The organism is Aeromicrobium sp. REDSEA-S38_B2, from assembly GCF_001628525.1.
GTDB lineage: Bacteria > Actinomycetota > Actinomycetes > Propionibacteriales > Nocardioidaceae > Aeromicrobium > Aeromicrobium erythreum.
Genome location: NZ_LUNH01000089.1, coordinates 22709 through 43941 on the forward strand (window position 1 = coordinate 22709; position 21233 = coordinate 43941).

A 21233-nucleotide genomic window follows, 5' to 3' on the forward strand; every position below is an offset into this window, starting at 1 on the left:
GTCCGTCCGGCGGTCCGGGCGCGTCGGCGGGAGCCGCGCGACGACATCGTCAGCCACCTGCTCGCCGAGGGGTACTCGACGGCCAGCATCCTCGTCGAGTGCGTCACCTACGGCACCGCGGGGATGGTGACGACGCGCGAGTTCGTGGTCATGGCGGCGTTGCACCTGCTCGACGACGACGCGCTGCGTGCGCGGTACCTCGTCGCGGCAGAGCCCGAGCGGCTGGCGATCCTCGGCGAGGTCATCCGTCTGGAGCCGGTCGTCGGGCACCTCTACCGGCGGGCTCAGCAGCCCATCGACGTCAGCGACGGCGGACAGTCCTGGACGATCCAGCCGGGCGACCTGGTCGACGTGTGCGTGCGCTCCACCAACGCCGACCCCGAGGCCGTCGGCGCCGCGCCGCTCGACCTCTGCCCCGGACGCTCGCTGCCCGCCGGCGTGGGCGAGCCGGTGCTGGCGTTCGGCGACGGCGAGCACAAGTGCCCCGGCCAGCCCCTCGCCCTGCTCGAGACCGACGCGCTGCTCGTCCGGCTGCTCGCGCTCGAGCCGCGTCTGGTGGCCGAGCCCGAGCTGGGGTGGGACCACCTCGTCGCGGGCTACTGGCTGCGCGGGGCCAGGCTCGCCCTCGGCGACGGCGGACCCGACGGCGGCAGCCCGCGGCGGGGACCCCGCACGAGCACGTCGGCCAGGATCGCGACCTTCGTGCGCGGCCTCACCCGGTGGCGGCCCGAGAAGACGTCGTAGTCGGCAGCCTCGACGAGGTCGAGGATGCGCGCGTACATGCGCAGGGCGGTAGCGACGCAGCGGGCGCCCGGGGGCGGCAGCATCGCGACGCCGGGCGCCGCCTGGCGGTAGAGGGCGCGGTTGCGCTCGACCTGCTCGGCCATCATCGAGCGCCACGCCGGCGTCACGCGTCGTTCGGCCGGGTCGACGCCGTAGCGGGCGAGGTCCTCCTGCGGCAGGTACACGCGCCCGCGGTCGAGGTCCTCGCCGACGTCGCGCAGGAAGTTCGTCAGCTGGAACGCGTGCCCGAGCGCGCGTGCCGGCTCCTTCGCCGCCGGCGTGAGCGGCTGCAGCACGGGCAGCATCATCTCCCCGATCACGGCGGCGGAGCCCTCCATGTAGCCGTCGCGCAGCTCCTCCCAGGTGGCCCAGGTGGTGCGGGTCAGGTCGAGCTCCATCGCCCGGAAGAACCGGTCGAAGCACTCGGGGTCGGTGCCCCGGCGCTGCAGGCTGTCGACGACGGCCGCCATGACCGGCTCGTCGGCGCCGCCCGCCGCGACGCTGTCCCAGAAGTGCTGCTCGAAGCGTCGCAGCCGCGCGGCCGGGTCGGTCTCGTCGTGCCCGGGCACCGCGGGGTCGACGCGCTCGGGCTCGTCGACGATGTCGTCGGCCAGCCGACAGAGGGCGTAGACGGTGTACACGTCGATCCGCTGCTCGCGCGGCAGCAGCCGGGCGCCCCAGTAGTAGGTGGTGCCGTGCGCCCGCGTCAGCTCGGCGCACCGGGCGTAGCCGGCCGCGAGCCGCGGGTCGGGGTGCAGGGGACGGGCCATGGTGACACCCAGCCTAGGACGTGCGGCCGTGCCACGATGGGTGCCGTGGAGCGCGGGCGGACGTGAGCGGCGGACGGGTCGACGTGGCGGTGGTCGGCCTCGGGCCGGCAGGTCGCTCGCTGGCGTCGGCGTGCGCGGCGCGGGGTCTGCGCGTCGTCGCCGTCGACCCGCGTCCCGACGCGGTCTGGACGCCCACGTACGGGGTCTGGGAGGACGAGCTCGCCGGGCTGCCCGCGACGGTGGTCCGGTCCCGGCTGGCGGCGCCGGAGGTCCGGGCCCACGAGGCGCACCAGCTGTCGCGTCCGTACGTCGTGATCGACAACGTCGCGCTGCAGGCCGCCCTGGCCCTCGACGACGTCGACGTGCGCCGCGGCCGGCTCGACGACGCCGAGGTCGCGGCGCTGTCGTCGTCGGCGCGCGTGGTGGTCGACGCGCGCGGCGCCCGGCCGCAGGGCCTGTGTGCCGACGATCCCGCCCCCGCGCAGACCGCGTTCGGGGTGGTCGTGCCCGACGACGTCGCGGCCCCGGCGCTGCAGGGCGCGGAGGGGCTGCTGATGGACTGGCGGACGGACTGGCGGGGGGATGGGGGCGGCGGGACCGCGGGTCTGCGACCGTCGTTCCTCTACGCGATCCCGCTCGGCGACGGGACCGTGCTTTTGGAGGAGACCTGCCTGGCCGCCTCGCCGCCCCTGCCCGTGGCGGAGCTGAAGGCGCGGTTGCTGCGTCGGCTCGCGGCGCGCGGCGTCGCCCCGTCGGCCGTCGACGCCCCGCTGCACCGCGAGGTCGTGCACCCGGTGCCGGGCACACTCGCGCACGGCGTGGCCGGCCGGGGTGGCCACGTGGTGACGGGTTACTCGGTGGCGCACGCGCTGCGTCGCTCGCGCGCGCTGGCGGACGAGCTGGCCACCGGTCAGGTGCCGCGTCGGGTCGATGCGGTGGCACCGGCCGACGCGCTGCGCGAGGCGGGTCTGCGGGCGGTGCTGCGGCTCGACGTCGACGGCACGCTCGCCCTCTTCGACGGCTTCGGCCACCTCCCCGCCCACCTGCAGCGCGCCTACATGGCGCGCGACGGCGACCTCACCGACGTCGCGGCGGCCATGTGGTCGATGTTCCGCCGGATGCCCTGGTCGGGCCGCCGCGAGCTCGCCCGCGCCACCCTCCTCCCCTAGCCCCTCCCCACCCACCCCCCACCGACTTTTGGACAGTTGCGGGGCGTCCGGGGCACCGGAAGTGCCCCGGACGTGTCCAAAAGTCGGGTGGGGTGGGGTGGGGGGGGGTGCTCAGCGGACGAGCTGGTTGACGCGCTCGGCCGCCAGGCGGCCCGACGGGAGGACCATGGGGACGCCGACGCCGGGGACGGTGCCCGAGCCGGCGAAGACGAGGCCGGGGACCCGCTTGTCGACGTTGGCGGGACGGAACGGGCCCGTCTGGGCGAACGTGTGCGCCAGCGCGAACGGGGTGCCCGCGGCCATGCCCTGCTCCTGCCACTCCAGCGGGGTCACGAGCTCGTCGACGACCACGTCGGTCGGGTAGCCCGACCGCTCCAGGAACGCCAGCAGCCGCTCGCGCATCGGCTCGCGCTCGGCCTTCCAGTCCAGCCGTCCGACGTCGAGGTTGGGCGTCGGCTCCAGCACGTAGAGGGTGCTGAGACCCTCGGGCGCGGCCTCGTCGTCGTCGAGCGAGTGCACCGTCACCAGCCGCGACGGGTCGCGCATGAGCGTGCCGCGCTTCATGAGGTCCTCGAAGGCCTCGTTCCACTGCTGGCCGAAGTGGATGTTGTGGTGCGCCTTGCCCTCCGGCACGCCCTTGACGCCCACGTGCCAGACGACGCACGACGGCGAGTAGTCGCCGCCCAGGCGTCCGCCGACGCCCCGCACCGCACGCGGCGGGCGCAGGTCGGGCAGCAGCCACGTGTACGCGGTCGGCAGGTCGATGGTGCACACGACGGCGTCGGCGGCGACCGTGCCCTCCCCCGTCGCGACCCCACGCACCCGACCCCCGGAGTCGCGCACGAGCGCCGTCACCGTCGTGCCGTAGCGGATCTCCGCGCCGGCGTCGGTGGCCGCGTCGGCGAGCGCCCGCGGCACGGCACGCATGCCGCCCTTCGGGAAGTAGACGCCCTCGATCGAGTCCATGTAGGTGATCACGGCGTAGAGGGCGAGCGCGTCGTCCGGGGCGAGCCCCGCGTACATCGCCTGGAAGGAGAACAGGCGGTGCAGGCGCTCGTCGGCGAACCGACGCCGGATCATCGGCCCCAGCCGCCCGAAGCCGCCCATCGCGAGCAGCCGCGCCGCCGCGGCCGGACGCGACAGCAGGTCGGTCGGCCGGTCGAAGTTGCGGTCGATGAAGTGCGGCATCTCCGTGAGGTACAGCCGCCGCAGCCAGGTGACGAACTCATCGAACGCGGCGGCGTCGACGCTGCCGCACTCGCGGTGGATCTCGGCGCGCATGGCCTCGTGGCCGTGCCGCACCTCCAGGGTCGACCCGTCGGCGTAGAACGCGCGGTAGGCGGGGTCGAGCAGCGTCAGCTCGAGCCGCTCGGCCAGGCTCGACCCTGCCGCGCGCAGCGGCCGGTCGATCAGGTCGGGCATCGTCAGCACGGTCGGTCCGGTGTCGAACGTGAACCCGTCGCGCTGCAGGATGCCGGCCCGACCGCCGGGCACGTCCTCGCGCTCCAGCACCGTCACGCGGTGGCCGTCGCCCACCAGGTGGCAGGCGGCGGCCAGGCCGGCGAGCCCTGCTCCGACGACGACGACGTGACTCATGCGGACCTCCAGGAGACGGTGCGGGCGACCGCGCGCAGTCCGGCGACGCCGGCCGCGGTCAGGGGGGAGCCGACGAGGGCCTGCTCGGCACGCTCGGTCTCGTCGACGATGCGCTGCTCGACGTCCTGGCGGACGCCGGACTCCTCGAGCGCGCGCTGCAGCAGGGCGACGTCGCCGGGACGTGCCTCGGCCGTGCCGACCCGCGTCATCGCGGCGGCGGCCTCGCCCGTGAGCCGCTCGGCACCGAGCGCCCAGATCATGGTGGTCTTGCCCTCGCGCAGGTCGTCGCCCGACGGCTTGCCGGTGACGTCGGGGTCGCCCCAGACGCCCAGCACGTCGTCGCGCCAGGCGAACGCGCGGCCGAGGTGCAGCCCGAAGCGGTCGAGCACCTCGCGCTGCGCCGCGGTGGCACCGGCGGCGATCGCGCCGAGCTGCAGCGGTCGGGCCACGGTGTACGCGCCGGACTTGAGCACCGCGACCGCCTCGACGTGCGCGAGGTCGGTCCGACGGCTGGCCGCCCCGGTGAGGTCGGCCCGCTGGCCGGCGATCAGCTCGAGGGTCAGCTGGTACCAGGACTCGCGCAGGACCGCGGGCAGCGTGTGCACGAGCCGGTCGGCCTCGTGGTGGGCCAGGTCGCCGAGCAGGATGGCGACGTTCTCGCCGAAGCGGGCGGCGTCGCCGTGCGCCCGTGCTGCGCGGTGCTGGGCCGCGGCGACGACGTGCGCGGCCGCAGCGCCGCGTCGCTCGCCCGACTGGTCCATCACGTCGTCGTGCACCAGCGCGAAGAGGTGCAGGGTCTCCAGCGCGGCAGCCACGCGGACGACGTCGTCGTGGGCGGGTGTCGCGAGCGTCCCGCCGGCGGCGACGAAGCCCCAGTGGCACATCTGCGGACGCAGCCGCTTGCCCCGACCCTGCAGCAGCGTGTGCAGCCATCCGGGCAGGTCGTCGGCGAGGGGTCCGGGGGTGCCCGCCGGCGCGAGGCCTTCCCAGACGGTGCCCATCCAGGCGAGCTCGGCCGACAGCAGGTCGCTGACGGCGTCGAGCGTGACGCGCACCGGCGCGTCGGCGTCCGACGACTCGAGCCGGCCCGCGGGCGGCGGGCCGAGGGGGAGCCGGGCACGCTCGGCGTCGAGCTGCGGCACCTGAAGCACCGACCACGGGCTGTAGACGGCCGGCGTGGCACGCGCGGCGGCCACGAGGTCGGACCAGGCGACCCAGGCGTGCTCGCCGACCTCGTCCGGGTCGGGCGAGAGGGGCCCGTCCGCGCGGGCGACGAAGACGGGGCAGACCTCGTTCTCGACCACACCGCTGGCGTCGACGGCGCGGTAACGGAAGTCGGGCAGCAGCAGACGCAGGTCGCGCACCTCCACTCCGAGCTCCTCGCGGACGCGCCGACGCACGGCGTCCTCGACCGCCTCGCCGGGCCGGGGGTGCCCGCAGCACGAGTTGGTCCAGACGCCGGGCCAGGTCCGCTTCGAGAGCGCCCGGCGGGTCAGGAGCACCCGGCCGGCGTCGTCGAACAGGTGCACCGAGAACGCCTGGTGCAGCGGCGTGTCGGCGCCGTGCACGTCGAGGCGCGGCGCCGTGCCGGTGGGTGTGCCGTCGTCGTCCAGCAGGACGACCAGGTCCTGCTCGCTCTCGATCGCGGTCATCGCGGTGCCGCCTCCGTCCCCTGGGTCCCCTCCATCCTCTCGGACACGCCGCCGGTCCGCCCGGCGACGGGCCCGCCCGACACCCGCTAGCCTGCGACCGTGGGCGCCATCCATCTGATCCGGCACGGCCAGGCCTCGTTCGGCAGCGACGACTACGACCAGCTCTCCGCCCTCGGCACCCGTCAGGGGAGCTGCCTCGGGCTCGCCTGGGAGGCGGCCGACTTCCGGCCGCACTGGTCGGTGGCCGGCTCGCTGCGACGGCACGCCCAGACCGCCGTCGCGGTGCTCGACGCGGTCGACGGCGACCTCTACGACGTCGACGCCGGGTGGGACGAGTACGACCACCTCGCGCTGGCCGGCGAGACGGTCACGCCGACGACGGACCCTCGCGAGTTCCAGGCGCACCTCGACGCCGCGCTCGGCGCGTGGGTCAGCGGGGCGCCGTCACCGGTCGAGTCGTTCGCGGAGTTCTCCGCCCGGGTGCTGCGCGCACTCGACGAGGCCGTCGCGCAGGCCGGGTCGGGCCGACGCGTCGCGGTGTTCACGTCGGGCGGGCCGATCGCGTTGGTCGCGTCGCACCTGCTGGCGGGTGACGCGTCGCTGTTCATCCCGCTCAACCGGGTGGTGGTGAACGCGTCGGTGACCACGCTCATCGTCGGGCGCGGCGGCACGCGGCTGCTCACCTACAACGAGCACGGCCACGTGCCCGCCGACCAGGTCACCTTCCGGTAGGGCTCACTCCCACTTCATCGCGAAGCCGAACGCGGCCACGATGAAGCCCATGCCGATGACGATGTTCCAGTCGCCGAGGTCGGAGTAGACCGGGATGGTGATGTCGGTGCCGGAGATGACGTAGAAGACCACGATCCACAGCAGGCCGACGACGGCCGACGCGATCATCAGCGGCGCGGCGAACCGGCTGCCGGTGGGCGTGCCGGGCTCGGGCTCGGGGCGGGTGCGCGAGGCGACCGACGAGGCGGCGAACGCGATGACCGCGGCGATCGCGAAGTTCCAGGCGCCGAGGTCGAACAGGCCCGGGATCGCGCCGATCTTCGGGAACGAGCGGTCGGAGACCGTGAAGAAGGCGCCGACCGCCCAGGCGACGGCCACCACCAGCAGCAGCAAGGCGAGCGGGTGCGCCCAGCCGCCTCGGCGCGTGCGGACCGTGCTCGGGGTGCTGTTCTTGGCCACGGGGATCTCTTTCGGTGCCGTCTGCAGGTTCTGGGCCGTCTGCAGGTTCTGGGCTAGCGTAGTCGGCGTCGCGGACGGTGTCGGAGTGGGGAGAGGTGCTCGCATGTCGGGGACGCGTGCACGCTCGCGGACGAGGTCGTCGCGCGGCTGGTCCGTCGCGGTGCTCGGGGTCTGCCTGGTGGCCGGCCTCACCGCCGCGGCCGCGCACCGCACGTCCGACGGCCAGGACCTGCGACCGGCCGGTGGCGACGTCGCGTCGCTGGTCGGCGAGCGGGAGCGTCGGGTCGAGCAGCGACAGGCCGACGTGGTCGACCTGCAGCGCGAGATCGACGCCGCGACCGCCGCTGCCGACGACGCCAGCGGGGTCGAGGCGATCGTGCGACGGCTGCGCACCCTGCGCGACCTGGCCGGGCTCAGCACGGTGCGCGGGCCGGGCATGCGGGTCACGCTGACCGACGCCCCGCGCGACGCCGACTCCGCCGGGATCGACCCGAACTACCTCGTCGTGCACCAGCAGGACCTGCAGGCGTTCGTCAACGCCCTGTGGGCCGGGGGCGCCGAGGCCGTGAGCCTGCAGGGCCAGCGGCTCGTGTCGACGACCGCGATCGTGTGCGTCGGCTCCAACGTCATCATCGACGGGCGGCCGTTCTCGCCGCCGTACGTCATCGAGGCGGTGGGCGACGTGCCCGGCATGACCTACTCGCTCGGCTCGTCCCCCGAGGTGGCGAACTTCGAGCGCTACGTGACGAAGTTCCGGCTCGGCCTGAAGGTCACCACGGGCGACGACCTGGTGGTCGCGCCCTACGGTGGCGCGACCGTCCTGCGGTACGCGTCGGCGCTCTCCTGACCGGCGTGGCCGCCGGTCAGGAGAGTCCGGCTACTGCCCGGGGGTGAGGTCGAGGTCGGCGGCGCCGTCGCCGTTGCCGTCCGGGGCGTCACCGTTGCCGTCGGCCTGGTCGCCGCCCTGGTCGTCGCCCTCGTTGCTCGACACCGTGATCTCGATGGTGGTGCCCGGCGGCACCGACGTGCCCGCCGGCGTGCCCTGGTTGGTGACCTGGCCCTTCGGTGCGGTGGCGGTCGGGTCCTCGGTGACCGAGACCTCGAGGTCGGCCTCCTGCAGGGTCTTCTCCGCCTCCTCCTGCGTCATGCCGACCAGGTTGGGCACCTGTACCTCGCCCTGCGACACGATGACGGTGACCGTCGTGCCGGCGTCGACGCTGACCCCGGCCGCGGGGTTGGTGTTGATGACGGAGTTGCGGCTCTGGTCGGACGCGCGTTCCTCGCGCTTCACCTTGAGCCCCTGCCCCTCGAGCGCGGCCTTCGCCTCGTCGAAGGTGTAGCCGACGACGTTGGGCACCTGGACCTGCGCCGGTCCGGTGGAGACGACCAGCGTCACCTCGGTCCCCTTGTCGACCTCGGTGCCGCCTTCGGGGTCCTGGGAGACGACGTTGCCCTCCTCGACGTCGCCGTCGGCGCGCTCCTGCGTCTGCACGGTGAAGCCGTCGCGCTCGAGCGTCCGCTGCGCCGCGACGGCGTCCTGGCCGGTGACGTCGGGGACCTCGACCTGGGCGGGCGCCGGCGGGGGCTGGTTGGCCTGGTTGTAGGCGTAGAGGCCGATGCCGGCGAGCAGCAGGAGCAGCAGGATCGCGAGCGCCCAGTACAGCGGCTTGCGGTTCTTGCGCTCCTCCTCGTCCTCGACGGCGGGCTGCGTGCCGGTGGCCGCGGCGGCCGCCACGGCCGGGGCGACGGCGGTCGCGGCCGGCACGACCGAGGTGGCCGCGGTCGGGGCCTCGACCTGCTGGCCGGCGATGGCCCGCTCGAGGTCCTTGCGCATGTCGGCGGCCGACTGGTAGCGGTCGTCGGTGCGCTTCGCGAGCGACTTCGCGACGATGTGGTCGACGGCCTGCGTCACCTCGGGGTTCAGCTGCGACGGCGGTCGGGCGTCCTCGCGGCCGTGCTGGTAGGCGACCGACACGGGGCTGTCGCCGACGAACGGCGGACGTCCGGTGAGCAGCTCGTACAGCAGGCAGCCGGTGGAGTAGATGTCGGAGCGGGCGTCGACGGTCTCGCCCCGGGCCTGCTCGGGTGACAGGTACTGGGCGGTGCCGATGACCGCGGCGGTCTGCGTCATCGCGCTGGAGGAGTCGGCGATCGCGCGGGCGATGCCGAAGTCCATGACCTTGACCTGGCCCGACGGCGTCAGCATGACGTTGGCGGGCTTGATGTCGCGGTGGATGATGCCGGAGCGGTGGGAGTAGTCGAGCGCGCTGAGCACGTCGGCCGTGATCGACAGGGCGCGCTCGGGCAGGATCTTGCGGTCGTCGCGCATGATCTCGCGCAGCGTCTGGCCCTCCACGTACTCCATGACGATGTACGGGATGTGGTTGCCGTGCTTGTCGGTCGACTCGCCCGTGTCGTAGACGGCGACGATCGCGGGGTGGTTCAGTGCGGCAGCCGACTGCGCCTCGCGGCGGAAGCGGGCCTGGAAGGTGTCGTCGGAGGACAGGTCGGCGCGCAGCTGCTTGATGGCCACGGTGCGGCCGAGGCGCAGGTCGCGCGCGACGCGGACGTCGGCCATGCCTCCGCGACCGAGCAGCCCGCCGAGCTCGTAGCGCTCGCCGAGCAGGATGGGCTCGTCGCCGGATCCGGTCATGGGGTCACTCTCCCTAGGGGGGTCGAAGTCACTCACCGAGCACCGCCTCGATGACGGAGCGTGCGATGGGGCCGGCGAGGCGTCCACCGGCGATCTCGTTGCGGGCCGTGCTCGAGGACTCCACGACCACGGCGACGGCGACCTTGGGGTCGTTCGCCGGGGCGAGGGCCACGAACCAGGCGTAGGGGGGGCGGTCGGGGGTCGACTGCGCGGTTCCCGTCTTGGCGCCCACCTGGACACCGGGGATCTGCGCCGACGTGGCGGTGCCCGACTGGACGGTCGCCACCATCATCGAGCGCAGGATCGCCGCGTTGTCGGCGCTCATGGCGCGGTCGAGCTCTTCCGGCTCCAGCGAGTCGAGCACGCGCAGGCTGGGCGAGCGGACCGACTTGACCACCTGCGGCTTCATGACGACGCCGTCGTTGGCGATGCCGGCGCCCACCATCGCCATCTGCAGAGGGGTGGCCGCGACCTCGAACTGACCGATGCCGCTCTGCGCGAGCTGCGGGGCCTCCAGGTCGGTGCCCTCGGCCGTGAACTGGCTGGCGTTGCTGGCCAGGCCCTCGAGCGGGTCGGTGCCGAAGCCGAACTTGCGGGCCTGCTCGTCGAGCTTGTCCTGGCCGATCTTGCCGGCCAGGTCGCCGAAGGAGACGTTGCAGGAGACCTGCAGGGCCTGCTCGAAGGTGATCGGGTCGCCGCCGCAGTTGCCGCCGTTCTCGTTGGGCAGCGTGTACTGGATGCCGGGGAAGGAGAGGCTGGCGCCACCCTTCACGCGGCTGTCGGCCTTGAGGTTGAGGTCCTCCAGCGCCGCGGCGGCCGTGACGAGCTTGAACGTCGAGCCGGGCGGCAGGATCTGCTGCGTCGCGCGGTTGGTCAGCGGGTCGTCCTCGTTGGCCTGCAGACGCTTCATCGCCTCGGTGACCTTCGAGAAGTCGTGGCTGGCGAGCACGTTCGGGTCGTAGGAGGGCTGGCTGACCATCGCGAGCACGGCGCCCGTCTTCGGGTCGAGCGCGGCGACCGCGCCCTTGGTGCCCTCGCCGAGCGCCTCCAGGCCGCTCGCGGCGACCTTCTGCGCGCGCGGGTTGATGGTCAGCTCGACGCTGCCGCCCTGGGGCTTCTTGTTGGCCAGCAGGTCGACGACACGGCTGACGAAGAGTCGGTTGTCGCTGCCGGACAGCACCTGGTTCTGCGAGCGCTCGAGGTTGGCGCTGCCGTAGATGTAGGAGAAGTAGCCGGTGAGCGGGGCGTACAGCGTCGACTGCGGGTACACCCGCTGGAACTTGTACTGGTCCTTGCTCGGCTTGCTCTCGGCGACGGGCTCGTCGCCCACGAGGATCGCGCCGCGGTCGCGGCTGAAGTCGGCGTCGATGACGCGCTTGTTGCCCTGGCGTGCGTTGAGGTCGCCGGCCTCGACGAACTGCACGTAGTTGACGTTGATCAGCAGCGCCGCGAACAGCACGAGGCAGGCGACGGCGAGGTTGCGGATGGGCTTGTTCACGACAGCTTCACCACCTGGGTCTCCTCGTCGTGGTCGAACTGCGACACCTCGGGCGCGGGGCGTCGGGTCTGGTCGCTGATGCGCAGGAGCAGCGCGATGATCGCCCAGTTCATGACCACGGACGAGCCGCCCTGCGCCATGAACGGCGTGGTCAGGCCGGTCAGCGGGATGAGGCGGGTGACGCCGCCGATGACCACGAAGATCTGCAGGGCCATCGAGACCGCGAGGCCGGCCGCGAGCAGCTTGCCGAACGCGTCACGGCAGGTGAGCGCGATGCGCATGCCGCGCTCGACGACCAGGCCGTAGATCACGAGGATCGCCATGAGTCCGGTGAGTCCGAGCTCCTCGCCCATCGCGGAGGCGATGAAGTCCGAGAACGCGAACGGGGTGAGCTGCGGACTGCCCTGCCCCCAGCCGGTGCCGAGCACGCCGCCGTAGGCCATGCCGAACAGGCCGTTGATGATCTGTCCGTTGCGGTCGGGGTCGGAGAACGGGTCGAGCCAGGCGTCGAAGCGCACGCGCACGTGCCCGAACGCGAGGTAGCCGAAGTAGGCGCCGGCCACGAACAGGCTGCCGCCGACGACGAGCCAGCCGGGCCGCTCGGTGGCGATGTAGAGCATGACGACGAACAGGCCGAAGAACAGCAGCGACGAGCCGAGGTCGCGCTGGAAGACGAGGATGGCGATGCTGATCAGCCACGCCGCGCCGATGGGGCCGAGGTCGCGACCGCGCGGCAGGTCGATGCCGGCGAAGCGTCGGCCGGCGAGCGCGAGGGCGTCGCGCTTCACGACGAGGTAGCCGGCGAAGAAGATGGCCAGGCAGATCTTGGCGGCCTCGCCGGGCTGGAAGCTGAACGGGCCGATGTTGATCCAGATGCGCGCGCCGCGGATGTTCTGGCCGATGACGGGCAGCAGCGGCAGCACCAGCAGCGCGAGGGCGACGAAGCCGAACGTGTAGGTGTAGGCCTGCAGGCGGCGGTGGTCGCGGATGACGAGCAGCACGACGGCGAACAGCGCGATGCCGATGCCCGACCACATCAGCTGGTTGGTGGCGAGCGGGCCGAACGCGTCGTTGCCCATCGCCTGGTAGCCGAGGTCGATGCGGTAGATCATCGCCAGTCCCAGCCCGTTGAGGCAGATGACCAGCGGCAGCAGGACGGGGTCGGCGTAGGGCGCGACCTTGCGGACGAGCAGGTGCGTGGCGACGGCGGCCGCGACCAGGAAGATCACGAGCCGCAGCGCGTCGGCCGGCACGCGACCCTCGGCGCCGAGGCCGACGGCGCAGTAGGCGCCGACGCCGATGAGCACGGCGAGCAGGGTCAGGGTGAGCTCGGCCCCGCGTCGCTTGCGCGGGACCAGGGTGGGTGTGCTCATGCGGACCGCTCCCGGTCGGCGGTGCGCGACGCGGAGGGGGACGGCGAGGGGGAGGGGCTCGGCGAGGGCGACGGCTCGGGCTCCTCGGCGAGGCCGCGCAGGTTCTCGACGATCTGCTCGGCGTCGGCGCGGCTGTCGGCCTCGATGCCGCCGCGCACCTGCTGCGCGCGGAAGGTGGGCAGGGTGTCGAGCTCGACGTCGGTGACCTCGTCGACGTGCTTGAGGGTGACGAGCGGCAGGTCGGCCTGGACGCCGCGGTAGATGACGACCTTGCCGTCGGCGGAGGCCACGTAGTACTGGTCCTGCGACCAGCGGTAGGCGTAGAACGCGCCGGCGGCGACGATGCCGACGACGACGGCGAGGGCGACGAGGCGGCGCACCCAGCGCCACTTGCTCGGCGGGCGCGGCGCGTAGCGCAGCTCCTCGGGGTCGACCTCCTTCTCGCGCCTGCGCTCCTTGCGCTCCTCGCGCGAGCGGGCCTTCCCGGAGCCACCGGAGGCGTTGCCGGTGCGGGGGCGGGGTCCCTCTGCGGCCGCGCCGACGAGCTGCGGGCGTCCGTCGGCCGACGAGAGCTCCTCTTCCGACACGGCACCGGAGGGCACGAGCTCGCCGATGACGACGGTGACGTTGTCGTAGCCGCCGTTCTCGAGCGCGGTGCGGACCAGGTCGGACGCGGCCTGGTCGATGGTCTCGGCGCTGAGCAGCTGCTGGATGGTGGCGTCGTCGACCATGTCGGACAGACCGTCGCTGCACAGCAGGAAGCGGTCGCCAACCTGCCCCTCGAACCACTCGAGGTCGGCGTCGTTGTCGTCGCGGCCGAGCATGACGCGCAGCAGGAGGGAGCGGTGCGGGTGCACGCGCGCCTCCTCGGGCGTCAGCTTCCCCTCCTCCACGAGGCTCTGCACGAACGTGTGGTCGGTGCTGATCTGGGTCAGCTCGCCGTCGCGCAGGAGGTACGCGCGCGAGTCGCCGATGTGGGCGGTGGCGAAGCGCTCGCCGTCCCACAGCATCGCCTCGAGCGTGGTGCCCATGCCCTCGACCGACGGGTCCTCGGCGACGAGCTCGCCGAGGCGCTGGTTGGCATGGGCGACGGCCTTCTGGAGCGCCTCGAGCGGGTCGATCTCGGGCAGCTCGCGGTCGAGCTGGCGGATGACGTTCATGGTCTCGGCCGAGGCGAGGTCGCCGGCGGCCGCGCCGCCCATGCCGTCGGCGACGGCGATCAGGCGGCTGCTCGCGTAGCCGGAGTCCTGGTTGCTGGAGCGGCGCAGGCCGACGTCGGTCAGCGCGACGTAGCGCAGGGTGAGGGACATCGTCCTACTTCCGCAGCTCGACGATGGTCTTGCCCAGCCGGACCTGGATGTTCAGGCCGATCGGGGTGGGGGACGTGATCCGCTGGCTGCCGAGGTAGGTGCCGTTGGTGGAGCCGAGGTCCTCGACGAACCACTGCTCGCCGTTGGTGGCGAAGCGGGCGTGGCGGGTGGAGACGTAGTCGTCGTCGAGGCGGATGGCCGCGTCGGTGCCGCGGCCGAGGAGGACGGGTCCGTCGCCGAGCGGCACGCTCTGGCCGGAGTTGGGGCCGGAGACGACCTGCAGCTTGGTGGGCGCGCCACGCGGGGTGCGCTGCTTGCGGCTCTTGGCGGGCTTCGCGGCGGCTGCGGCGCGGGGCTGCTTGGCGGGCTTCTGGTTCGGTGCCTTCGCGCCGAAGATGTCGGAGCGGATGACCGACACGGCAGACAGCACGAACAGCCACAGGACGGCGAGGAAGCCGATCTTGATGAGGGTGAGGGTCAGGTCCGTCATCGGTCCTCGCTCGTCGTGATGCGGATGGTGAGGACCGTGTTGCCGAGGCGGATCTCCGAGCCGTTGCCGACCGAGGCGGTCTGCACGCGGTGCCCGTTGAGGACGACGCCGTTGGTCGACTGCAGGTCGGTGATGGTGACGGTGGTGTTGCCGCCGGACTCGTGGACCTTGATGTCGGCGTGCCGGCGGGAGATGCCGGGGTCGTCGATGCGCAGGTCGGCCTCGCTGCCGCGTCCGACGACGACGCCGGGCGGGGTGAGGGGGTGCTTGAGGCCGTTGACCTCGAGCACGACCTGCGAGCTGCGCACGGCGGTCTCGGTCATGCGGGCGCCCTCGACGGGCCGGACGGCCGCGTTGGTGCGGCTGCGCACGCGGAAGCGTCCGGTGCCGAGGTCGGGCGCCTCGACGAGCTCGATGCGCAGGGGCCCGGCGAGGGTGTAGCGCTGCTCGGTGACGTGCTCCTGCACGAGCGTGGCGAGCTCGGTGGTGAGGGTGTCGCCGAAGGGGGCGAGCCGGCCGTGGTCGGTGGGCGAGAGCTCGACGGTGAAGTCGTTGGGGACGAGCATCCGCTGGCGCGAGAGCACGTGGGCGGAGTTGTCGACCTCGCGCTGGATCGCGGCGGCGATCTCCACCGGCTGCACGGCGCTGCGGAAGGCTCGGGCGAACGCGCCGGTGACTGCGCCCTCGAGCCGCTGCTCGAAGCGGCTGAGCACACCTGCCATCGGTTCTCGCCTCCTGCCGGGTCACGTGCGTGGGGTCGTCGGTGGTCCCGACGATGGTATCGGCAGGCACGACGCACGCGAATTGACGTGGGAACGCGTTCCATTCTTCCTGCCCCACCCCAGCCCCGCCGCCCTCTCCATCGGTGGCTCATCAACCCGCGCGCCGGCATCGGTGCCCCAGCACCCCCAGGAGCCCTGCTGCGGTTGCCCAGCCACCGACGGGCGGGTGCGGGCGCGTGGGAGCCGTGGTGTTAGACTCGGCGACTGTTCCTCAGGGAACGACGCGCGAGTGGCGGAACGGCAGACGCGCTGGCTTCAGGTGCCAGTGTCCGCAAGGGCGTGGGGGTTCAAATCCCCCCTCGCGCACCAGACGAGAAGCACGAGGAAGAACGAGAGAGCCGTGGGCGGCAACGCCGGCGGCTTTTTTCGTGCATCGATGTCGGGCTGGACGAGCAGGGACAGGCCCCCGTCGTGCCCGTCTCCGATTGTTGCGCAGGCGCGTTCGAGGACGCCCTGGCGCACCGATCCGTCGTCGTCGACGCAACGTGCAGGACCCGGGTCTCGGAGTCTGCCGCGGTGTTCACCTCTTGCGTGCCAGATTCACTGGCAGGTGCGCGAGCGAGGGGTGGATGGGGTGGTCGTCGACGACGATGGTGTCGTTCTCGGGCACGGTGTTCTCGAGGAGCTGGTCGCGGATGACCGCGCCTTGCGCGGTGAGCCAGTCGCGCACGCTCGCGTCGACGGTGAAGGCGTGGCGGGGGGAGCCCAAGACGATGGTGCGGATGGTGCTGTAGAGGGGGTACTGGTTGGCGAGGTCGTCGAGAACGGACTGGCGCGCCGGGATGAGGTACTGGGGGTTCTCGTCTGCGGCGCGGGCTCTGCAGCCCTGCCCGAGCACCTGCAGGGACGTCATTACCTGCGCCAACGCCTGTGCTGATGCGGTGTCGGGTGTCCGAGGGTTGATGCCGACTCCGTCGACGAAGAAGCAGTTCTCGCCCTGGGCGCTCGCGGGGGCGAGTGGTTTGGCTCGGACGGTGTAGTTCTGGATCTGATCGACGGGGAACGTCGCGAGGCTCTCGGTGACGCCGGCGAGGGCGCGCCCTGATCCGGTCGTGAACCACTGCAGCCGTTGGGAGGCGGGATCCTCGTATCCAGCCTGCGCGCGGCCTGCGGCCTTGGTGTAGTTCAGCAGGGAGGCGATGGCGTTCTCATCGACCGTCGGTGGCGGCTGGAACGGCACGTCGTAGCCGTGGTCCTGCTGCTGGAGTGCTTGTGCGTACTCGCAGGCGTCGGTGGTGCGGCCCGTGTAGTCCAGGAGCAGGCCCGAGTCGGTCGGCGGTTGGGGTGTGGTGGGGTCCGTGGCGACGCCGAGGACGTCGAGGATGCCGTCGCTGCCGACAGCGTCGAGCAGGTCGACGTCGAGGCTGCGGACGATCAGGGAGCTGAGGCAGCCGAGCTGGGGGTAGGCGACGACCTGCCCTTCGACGGTGACCGCTCGCTGGGCGAAGTCCATGAAGTCGCCGTCGAGGGGCTCGCTGATCGGCAGGAGGTAGCCGGCTGTCTGGAAGTGGTTGATGAAGATCGCGTCGAAGGTGAACACGTCGAGCGTGCTCGGTGGATCGGCGGAGTAGCAGTCGTAGTCGACGAAGTTGAGCTCTGGGCCGTCGGGTCGTACCGCTTGCCACTGGGCTCGGATCGCGTCCTCGAACTGGAGGGGGCGGGGCAGGTAGGGGTAGATGGCGACGTTGAGGACGGGTTCGGTCGTCGTCGACGGCCGAGGAAGTCTGAGTGGTCGAAGAAGCGGGGTGTCCTTGGGCATGAGCGGTCCAGATCGTGAGAGGGATGTCGGACGCTAACCCGCTTGCCACGAAAGCGAAGGCGAATGCCCTCATCTCGCCGAGTCATGAGGTGATCAACCTTCACGACCTGGGGCGTCGGCAACGCGGAGGAGGCGGGTTCAGGCGTGGACTCCGACGCTGACGGAGGTCGTCGAGCTCCTGGGCTCTGAACGAGTCACGCTGCCCCGCGTCATCACGTTCCTGTCCTGCAACGTCTAGCCGGCCGAAGCGTGACGCCGTAGTTCGCAGGAACTATCGAGAGCCCCTTTTTCGCGTCTCGATCGGGTTCGGCGGGTTGTACGTCCCATTTATCGCCCCGTCCATTGACGAGGTGGCAGTGCATCCCGATTCTGAACTTCCTCGCCACGAGTTCAGCGATGGCCCCTCCGGCAGCGTAGGGATCTTGGGGATTTCGAGTCTTCGCTGGGATGGGTTGCACGGTTTTATCTATCAGTTTTCATGATCGATCAGTCAGGGGTGTTTCGCATGGAAGATCAGTCTCGGACAGGTGCGCCTATCCTCAACAGTGTCTTTCCCCCAGACGGACGTGTCCGGGTGGATCCGACCACCGTCACGCCGTTCTCGTGGGTCGGCCAGCTCGCCATCACCTTTCCCGACGGGAGCCGCGGCACCGGAACCGGCACGCTCATCGACCGAGACCGGGTGCTCACCTGCGGTCACAACCTTTATCAAGACAGGCGCGGGGGGAGGGCGAGCTCGGTCATTTTCTCGCTCGCGCAGAACGGCACGGACCGGCCGTACCCTCCGGTCGGCTTCAGGGATGCTCACGTGAGTGAGGAGTACAGGACGCTGTCGCCCGCGGACCCCGCCGCGACCGGCGGAGTGGTTCGTGATTACTCCCGGTACCTCTACGACTTTGGCGTGGTGTCCCTGCAGACAGGACTCGACCCCGCGGAAGGTGCCTTCCCCTTCCTGTACGACGCCAGCGACGAGACTCTCGTGGATCGAACCGCTGATATCGCTGGGTACCCGGGCGACAAGACGGCCGGCACCATGTGGAACGCGGCTGGCCCCTTGACGCCGCCGCCCGCTGCTGAGTTCCTGTGGTACCGCATCAGCACGTTCAACGGTCAGAGTGGCGCGGCTGTGAGGTGCACCTTCGAAGAGGACGAGGAAGGCGACGTTCCTCGGATCGTAGGCATCCACGTGGCCGGCAGCAGCGAGCTGCAGTCCAACTTTGCCGTCAGATTGACCAGCGACGTCATCAGGACCATCGAGACGTGGCTCTAGGAACCTGCCGTGCTTCCCAACGACGAGTCGCGCGAGGATCCGTGCTCGCGTTCGTGATCTCAGTTTTCTACAGCTTGACCCTGCCGCGAACGAGGGAATCAGTTCGCATGATCGATCAACGATAAAGGCGATGGAACCATGACTGACTACAATGCCACCCTCTACGAGAAGCTGTACTCCAAGCTTGCGATCGCGGTCGGTGCCGGTTCGAAGGAGAATCCGGGAACCATCGGAGAGTCTCTCCTCTCCATCTACAACCCGGGTCAGTACCTGCCCGTCAACCTCGACCCGGTCAACAACGCGGACGACGACCAGGAGATCTCGCAGCTGTTCGACACGGCGCCCATGTTCAACTTCACCTACACGCCCGGTGCTCTGCGCGTCTCCGATGCGTACAAGAGCATTCTCGACCTCAAGACCTACCCCATCGCCGATCTGAGCGAGAAGGAGAAGGCGAAGCTCGCAGCGGCTGAGAAAGACTACGAGGAGCGTCAAGAGAAGTGCGACGCCGCCGAGACCGCGTACTGGGCCGTGGTGTCTGAGTACGACGCCGCGCAGGCCAACTACGAGAACAAGACCGGGCCGGCACCGTCGGCGGCCCTCAAGGCCAAGGTCAAGTCGGCCATGGACAAGTGGGTCGCGGCTGGCAAGATCAAGCAGCAGACCAATCTCGCCATCATGAAGCAGCTCCAGGGCCGAGACGGGTCGGCGTTCTGGGACAAGCTCGACCAGCGGTTCGCCGAGAACGAGCGCGAGCTGCCGAGTGGTCTGCGCTTTCCCCCCGCCACTCTCGCGCCCCGGTACGCAAGCTGGTTCAAGGACGAAGGATGGACGAAGTTCGAGTTCGTCGAGAAAGACCTCAACAACCAGTCGACGTCGACCAACATCGGTGTCGCCGGCAACCTCGATGGCAAGTTCGGCATCGTCACTATCTCTGGCTCCGGCAGCTATCAGGAGGACAAGGAGTACATCAAGGTCGAGGAGACCAGTCTCTCCTTCAAGTGCGAGCTGATGAGGGTCACCATCAGTCGCAACTGGATGAACCCATTGGTCTTCAACAGTCGGGCGTGGAAGTTCGAGCCCACGGCACCCGCTGCGGAGCTGTCGTCTGGCGGGAGCCTGAAGGACAAGATCGTCCCGACGGGCGCCTTCGTCGCCATCCCGACGACCGTCATCCTGGCGCGCAACGTCGAGATCCTCGGCAAGTTCCAGAACACCGTCGAGGAACGCATGAAGCGCGAGATCGAGGCTGAGGCCAGTCTCGGCATCGGACCGTTCTCGATCGCTGGCTCGGTGCAGTACAAGGACCGCCGCGAAAGCATCAAGGGGACGTTCGCTGAGAACAAAATCTCGATCAACAACACGCAGATCATCGCCGCGATCAGCCAGGTTCTTCCTCAGGTGCCGAACCCCGACCCGAACCTCCCGTGGGCTCCCGCGTGATGGGTGCTGGGGCGTGGCAGAGCGCTTCTCAGCCATGGGAGAGGGCGACGCCGGCATGAGCCGAACCGATTCAGCCGAGTTCGTCCAGCTGTACAGCAAGATTGCCCAGGCGTTGGCGGTCTCCGGGGTGGTCGGGCAGAGTCCCGATGCGCTCCTCAGCATCCAGTGGCCGGGAATCGTCGTCACGCCGCACCTCGACCCTGACGACCCCGAGACCAAGTACATGGTCAGCAATTTGCTCAACGCGGCACTGGAGTGCAACTACGTCGTGACACCGAAGGCCGGCCTGGTCTCCGACATCTATCAGCTGATCCTCAACGGCAAGGAGACTCCCGAGATCGGACTCTCGCCGGAGCAGAAGGCTGAGTTGGCGAAAGCTGAGGGTTACCTCGAGGTGGACGGTGAGCCGAGCCCGCAGCTGCGTGACTACGTCGAGTACGAGGCGGTCTTCTACGCGGCGCAGGATCTGCTCTTCGAGGCTCGCGCGACTGAACAGAACGGCGGACCTCTCGTCCCGCCAGAGGTGATCGCTCGCTACCGCGAGGCTCGTCAGGCCTGGGACGAGCATGGTCACAGAGAAGAGGTCGAGACCGCTCTGGCAACCGTGAAGCAGCTGCAGGCCCGTGAACCCTACGTGTACTGGCAGCAGCTGGCAGACCGATTCGACACAGGCACCGAACGGCTCGCGAATGGGAGTGCGTTCCAGGTCGTGGACAGCGTGCCGCGCTACAAGGACTGGTTTCGCGATGAACAGTGGACTCCGTTCCGCTTCGACCCGGACGACTTCGCCAACCAACCCCGCTCAGGTGGGACAGGGATGCGAGGGTGCGACGGCAGATGTTGCTGCAGCGTCCGCTCAGGAGACGAAGTATCTCCAGGGCGAATGCCTGCGTGGAACCGGCAGTCCTCCATCCTTGCCGCTCGACACGTCGAGAGCGGGATGGACGAAGCAGGCCCAGCGGCGAGCGGCGCGGAGAGTCCGTTCTTCCTGTCATGCTCGATGAAACGGATCTCGATCGTCCGACCGTGGATGGACTCCTCTGTCTTCTCGAGCCGATTATGGAAGTGGTCAGCGCAGAGCATCGGACGCGGCACCGTCATCTCAACCGGCGGATCAGTCGTGGGCAATGAACCCGCCACCGGAGTTCTTCCCATCCTGCCGACCACGGCTCTCCTGGTCAAAGATGTCGAGCTCATCCTCTCCTCGCGCGAAGCGTATGACTGGATACTCGACAAGATCGAAGCAGGGCGGGAAGTGCGCTACGGCCCATTCAGTCTCAACGCTTACAGCGAACCGTCAACGCGTCACCTGCGCATGGTGCCGGGTGCCTCTGGCGTCGTCAGTGGTAGCCCGCAGATCCTCGGGTTCATCTCTACGTTGATCGGACGGTGCCCCCATCCGGATATGACCCTCCCCTGGCCAAGCTGATCGCACGCAGCAGAGTGGATGGTCGAGGGGCGCTCCCGCTCGATCCAGGGCGTCGTGCTCGGGGT

The 21233-nt window shown here is 70.6% G+C and carries 17 protein-coding genes, 1 tRNA gene and 2 pseudogenes; 8 read left to right on the top strand and 12 right to left on the bottom strand.

The features are described from left to right. Positions 1-150 precede the first annotated feature (150 nt). Positions 151-525: pseudogene (locus tag A6Q81_RS14915) on the top strand (cytochrome P450); the annotation flags it as partial. Between the two features lie 71 nt (positions 526-596). Here the strand turns inward: A6Q81_RS14915 and A6Q81_RS14920 are convergent. Further along, positions 597-1553: a phytoene/squalene synthase family protein gene (locus tag A6Q81_RS14920; protein ID WP_067860891.1), complete on the bottom strand. Its 957-nt coding sequence runs from the start codon at positions 1551-1553 to the stop codon at positions 597-599. A gap of 62 nt (positions 1554-1615) precedes the next feature. Here A6Q81_RS14920 and A6Q81_RS14925 point away from each other — a divergent pair, with 62 nt between their 5' ends. Beyond that, a complete protein-coding gene (locus tag A6Q81_RS14925) occupies positions 1616-2722 on the top strand; it encodes a lycopene cyclase family protein (protein ID WP_286690950.1) in 1107 nt (368 codons plus the stop codon). 111 nt (positions 2723-2833) lie between these two features. On the opposite strand, the gene crtI is transcribed toward A6Q81_RS14925, so the two are convergent. From crtI to idi, 3 genes and pseudogenes are all read right to left on the bottom strand, one after another. After that, positions 2834-4318 (bottom strand): phytoene desaturase family protein, encoded by a 1485-nt coding sequence (gene crtI, locus A6Q81_RS14930; protein WP_286690951.1) that lies wholly within the window; start codon positions 4316-4318, stop codon positions 2834-2836. After that, on the bottom strand, positions 4315-5319 hold the full coding sequence (locus tag A6Q81_RS14935; RefSeq protein ID WP_286690971.1) for a polyprenyl synthetase family protein: 1005 nt from the start codon (positions 5317-5319) through the stop codon (positions 4315-4317). Before A6Q81_RS14935 ends, crtI begins: the two co-directional genes overlap by 4 nt. Before the next feature lie 120 nt (positions 5320-5439). Beyond that, positions 5440-5970, bottom strand: a pseudogene (gene idi / locus A6Q81_RS14940) (isopentenyl-diphosphate Delta-isomerase); the annotation flags it as partial. A gap of 99 nt (positions 5971-6069) precedes the next feature. On the opposite strand from idi, the gene A6Q81_RS14945 reads away from it, so the two are divergent. Continuing rightward, positions 6070-6702 carry a histidine phosphatase family protein gene (locus tag A6Q81_RS14945; protein WP_286690952.1) on the top strand — a complete coding sequence of 211 codons (633 nt, stop codon included), beginning with the start codon at positions 6070-6072 and terminating at the stop codon, positions 6700-6702. Positions 6703-6705: 3 nt separating this feature from the next. On the opposite strand, the gene A6Q81_RS14950 is transcribed toward A6Q81_RS14945, so the two are convergent. After that, complete coding sequence (locus tag A6Q81_RS14950; RefSeq protein ID WP_067860881.1) at positions 6706-7161, bottom strand: cell division protein CrgA; 456 nt, start codon at positions 7159-7161, stop codon at positions 6706-6708. Between the two features lie 103 nt (positions 7162-7264). Between A6Q81_RS14950 and A6Q81_RS14955 the strand changes: the two genes are divergently transcribed. Next, the gene (locus A6Q81_RS14955; RefSeq protein ID WP_067860879.1) at positions 7265-8008 is read left to right on the top strand and encodes a DUF881 domain-containing protein; all 744 of its coding nucleotides are present in this window, start codon (positions 7265-7267) and stop codon (positions 8006-8008) included. 30 nt (positions 8009-8038) lie between these two features. On the opposite strand, the gene pknB is transcribed toward A6Q81_RS14955, so the two are convergent. The 6 genes from pknB to A6Q81_RS14985 are packed head-to-tail and all read right to left on the bottom strand — an operon-like array spanning position 8039 to position 15207. Then, positions 8039-9814 (bottom strand): Stk1 family PASTA domain-containing Ser/Thr kinase, encoded by a 1776-nt coding sequence (pknB, locus tag A6Q81_RS14960; protein WP_286690953.1) that lies wholly within the window; start codon positions 9812-9814, stop codon positions 8039-8041. A 28-nt stretch (positions 9815-9842) separates the two neighbouring features. Beyond that, positions 9843-11312, bottom strand: coding sequence for a peptidoglycan D,D-transpeptidase FtsI family protein (locus A6Q81_RS14965; RefSeq protein WP_067860878.1), 1470 nt, complete (start codon positions 11310-11312; stop codon positions 9843-9845). Next, on the bottom strand, positions 11309-12685 hold the full coding sequence (locus A6Q81_RS14970) for an FtsW/RodA/SpoVE family cell cycle protein (protein WP_067860876.1): 1377 nt from the start codon (positions 12683-12685) through the stop codon (positions 11309-11311). The genes A6Q81_RS14965 and A6Q81_RS14970 overlap by 4 nt, the downstream gene beginning before the upstream one ends. After that, positions 12682-13995, bottom strand: a complete 1314-nt coding sequence (locus tag A6Q81_RS14975; protein WP_067860874.1) for a PP2C family protein-serine/threonine phosphatase — start codon at positions 13993-13995, stop codon at positions 12682-12684. Before A6Q81_RS14975 ends, A6Q81_RS14970 begins: the two co-directional genes overlap by 4 nt. 4 nt (positions 13996-13999) lie before the next feature. Further along, positions 14000-14485 (bottom strand): FHA domain-containing protein FhaB/FipA, encoded by a 486-nt coding sequence (locus A6Q81_RS14980; RefSeq protein ID WP_286690954.1) that lies wholly within the window; start codon positions 14483-14485, stop codon positions 14000-14002. Next, positions 14482-15207 carry an FHA domain-containing protein gene (locus A6Q81_RS14985; RefSeq protein ID WP_067860870.1) on the bottom strand — a complete coding sequence of 242 codons (726 nt, stop codon included), beginning with the start codon at positions 15205-15207 and terminating at the stop codon, positions 14482-14484. The genes A6Q81_RS14980 and A6Q81_RS14985 overlap by 4 nt, the downstream gene beginning before the upstream one ends. 283 nt (positions 15208-15490) lie before the next feature. Here A6Q81_RS14985 and A6Q81_RS14990 point away from each other — a divergent pair. Beyond that, positions 15491-15576, top strand: a tRNA-Leu gene (locus A6Q81_RS14990). A gap of 211 nt (positions 15577-15787) precedes the next feature. Here the strand turns inward: A6Q81_RS14990 and bcmE are convergent. Further along, positions 15788-17026 carry a thiamine pyridinylase gene (bcmE, locus tag A6Q81_RS14995; protein WP_286690955.1) on the bottom strand — a complete coding sequence of 413 codons (1239 nt, stop codon included), beginning with the start codon at positions 17024-17026 and terminating at the stop codon, positions 15788-15790. A gap of 574 nt (positions 17027-17600) precedes the next feature. Here bcmE and A6Q81_RS15000 point away from each other — a divergent pair. The 3 genes from A6Q81_RS15000 to A6Q81_RS15010 all read left to right on the top strand — a co-directional run bounded on the left by A6Q81_RS15000 (position 17601) and on the right by A6Q81_RS15010 (position 21168). Then, positions 17601-18296 carry a trypsin-like serine peptidase gene (locus tag A6Q81_RS15000; protein WP_067860866.1) on the top strand — a complete coding sequence of 232 codons (696 nt, stop codon included), beginning with the start codon at positions 17601-17603 and terminating at the stop codon, positions 18294-18296. Positions 18297-18434: 138 nt separating this feature from the next. After that, a complete protein-coding gene (locus A6Q81_RS15005; protein ID WP_067860864.1) occupies positions 18435-19739 on the top strand; it encodes a hypothetical protein in 1305 nt (434 codons plus the stop codon). A gap of 13 nt (positions 19740-19752) precedes the next feature. Further along, the gene (locus tag A6Q81_RS15010) at positions 19753-21168 is read left to right on the top strand and encodes a hypothetical protein (protein ID WP_144433835.1); all 1416 of its coding nucleotides are present in this window, start codon (positions 19753-19755) and stop codon (positions 21166-21168) included. Positions 21169-21233 lie beyond the last annotated feature (65 nt).

Excerpts from the sequence above, each read along its gene's own strand:
- A6Q81_RS14955 (WP_067860879.1), top strand. The coding sequence starts at position 7,265 with ATGTCGGGGACGCGTGCACGCTCGCGGACGAGGTCGTCGCGCGGCTGG.
- crtI (WP_286690951.1), bottom strand. The coding sequence starts at position 4,318 with ATGAGTCACGTCGTCGTCGTCGGAGCAGGGCTCGCCGGCCTGGCCGCC.
- A6Q81_RS14970 (WP_067860876.1), bottom strand. The coding sequence starts at position 12,685 with ATGAGCACACCCACCCTGGTCCCGCGCAAGCGACGCGGGGCCGAGCTC.
- A6Q81_RS14935 (WP_286690971.1), bottom strand. The coding sequence starts at position 5,319 with ATGGGCACCGTCTGGGAAGGCCTCGCGCCGGCGGGCACCCCCGGACCC.
- A6Q81_RS14920 (WP_067860891.1), bottom strand. The coding sequence starts at position 1,553 with ATGGCCCGTCCCCTGCACCCCGACCCGCGGCTCGCGGCCGGCTACGCC.
- pknB (WP_286690953.1), bottom strand. The coding sequence starts at position 9,814 with ATGACCGGATCCGGCGACGAGCCCATCCTGCTCGGCGAGCGCTACGAG.
- bcmE (WP_286690955.1), bottom strand. The coding sequence starts at position 17,026 with ATGCCCAAGGACACCCCGCTTCTTCGACCACTCAGACTTCCTCGGCCG.
- A6Q81_RS14975 (WP_067860874.1), bottom strand. The coding sequence starts at position 13,995 with ATGTCCCTCACCCTGCGCTACGTCGCGCTGACCGACGTCGGCCTGCGC.
- A6Q81_RS15005 (WP_067860864.1), top strand. The coding sequence starts at position 18,435 with ATGACTGACTACAATGCCACCCTCTACGAGAAGCTGTACTCCAAGCTT.
- A6Q81_RS14985 (WP_067860870.1), bottom strand. The coding sequence starts at position 15,207 with ATGGCAGGTGTGCTCAGCCGCTTCGAGCAGCGGCTCGAGGGCGCAGTC.
- A6Q81_RS14980 (WP_286690954.1), bottom strand. The coding sequence starts at position 14,485 with ATGACGGACCTGACCCTCACCCTCATCAAGATCGGCTTCCTCGCCGTC.